At 67.8% G+C, this 1,739-nt stretch carries 1 protein-coding gene and 2 pseudogenes; all 3 read right to left on the bottom strand.

Annotated elements, in window-relative coordinates:
• Positions 1-203: 203 nt before the first annotated feature.
• A complete protein-coding gene (locus tag ABLE92_RS26075) occupies positions 204-299 on the bottom strand; it encodes an RCC1 domain-containing protein (RefSeq protein WP_348807659.1) in 96 nt (31 codons plus the stop codon).
• Between the two features lie 289 nt (positions 300-588).
• A pseudogene (locus ABLE92_RS26070) lies at positions 589-1,170 on the bottom strand (RCC1 domain-containing protein); the annotation flags it as partial.
• A 27-nt stretch (positions 1,171-1,197) separates the two neighbouring features.
• A pseudogene (locus ABLE92_RS26065) lies at positions 1,198-1,739 on the bottom strand (LpqN/LpqT family lipoprotein); the annotation flags it as partial.

The following is a 1,739-nucleotide window of genomic DNA, read 5'->3' as shown; positions in this document are numbered from 1 at the left end:
GCCCATGCCGCCGGCGCCGAGTTGTCGGATGACGCGGTAGCCGGCGAAGAGTGTGCCCGGTTCGAGCAGCGTCATGCGCCGATTCCCCCCAACTGCGTCGACAAATGTGCGATCAACTGTAGCGATACGCCCGTCGCGGACCGCGCGACCGGGTCGGCGGAGTCATCCGATCATGCCCCGACCCACCGCGACGGCGACCGCTACTACTCCGGATCACGAACGCGCACAGGTTGATTGAGGGATGCGGTGGTGGTGCCGTTGCCGAGTTGTCCGGAGTTGTTGAGTCCCCAGCAATACAGTTGACCCGCCGAGATCGCACATGGTCGCCGCGCCGAGCAACTGCGTCACATGGTCGAGCCCGGAGAGCTCCGTCGGTCCGGGTTCGGACGAGGTGTCGAAAGCCCCGAAGCACTGCACGTCTCCGCTGATCACCGACGCACATCCGCTGTCACCGACGGAGACAACCTGTCGAGCGCCCTCGATGCCGTCCACGCGCTCCGGTGCCAGATGCTCGTCCTCGGTCCCGGCCGGATACTGGCCGGTCGAGAATCCCCAGCAGTAGACGGTGCTCTCGGCGACGGCACACGTGTTCTGGGGTGAGAGACTGACCGAGGTCACCGAGCGCAGGCCGGTGATCTTCACCGGGGTTGCGCGGTTCTCCTGGGTCCCGTCGCCGACCTGTCCATTGGCGTTCAATCCCCAGCAATACAGTTCCTGGGCGCGAGTGATCGCACACGCGCTGCCGACGGCGGTGCTCACCGATGCGACATTGTCGAGGCCGACGACCTTCGTCGGGTCGGGGACCGAGCCGCCGATCTTTCCGTTACCCGCGTTGCCGTATGAATTGTTGCCCCAGCACCACACCTCGGCCCGGCGCACGGCACACGAGGTGAGTCCCGCGGAGACCGAGGACACGTTCGAAATGCCGTCGACGACGACCGGGGTCCGACGGACGTCACCGGTGACGATGTCCTGCCCCCAGCAGTACACCTGGCCCTTGCTGACGGCGCACGTCATCGGTGCTCCGGGCGCGACGGACACCGAGGTGACCTCGGTGAGTCCACTCACCGGCGTCGGGACATGGCGATCGGTCGTGGTGCCGTCGCCGACGGCGCCGTAGTCGTTGTCACCCCAGCACAGCAGGGCACGACCCTTGATCCCGCAGGACACGTCGTTGTACGCGGTGGCCGTCGTCCACTAACCGCTGAAATCCGCTGCGGGACTGGGCGTCACCGAGCTGGTCGCGATCGGCGCATCGGGCTCGTCGTCGCCACCGGACGACCAGATCGCCACACCGGTCACCGCGGCGACCAGCAGCATCACGCTCCCGATCACCCCCGAGACAACCGCGGCGCGGCGCCTGGTAAAGCGTTGCGGCGACTGCGGAGGTCCTACCGGCTCGGGTGGCGCACCGAGGAAGTGGGGGAAGCGGGGAGGCACACCCCCGTGCATCGTGGGTAGGCCGGCTCGGGCACCCGAAAACTGCGTCGGTGGATTCCCTGGTGGGATCATCGTCGACCCGGGAGTCACCGTCGGCGCATACACGGGCGAGGGCGCCAGTGTCGGTGCACTGCGGCCGCCGTCCGGCGCAGCACCCGGGGACAGCAGCGCCTGCCGGAGGTCGGTGGTGAAGTCGTGGCAGGTGGGGTAGCGGTCGGTGGGGTTTTTGGCCATGGCTCGTGCGATGACCGCGTCGGCTGCCGGTGGTGTGGGGATGCGTTCGGAGAGTCGGGGGATGG

It is taken from the genome of Gordonia oleivorans (assembly GCF_040044975.1).
In the GTDB taxonomy this organism is placed as follows: domain Bacteria; phylum Actinomycetota; class Actinomycetes; order Mycobacteriales; family Mycobacteriaceae; genus Gordonia; species Gordonia oleivorans.
This window is presented reverse-complemented; position numbering and strand designations above follow the sequence as displayed.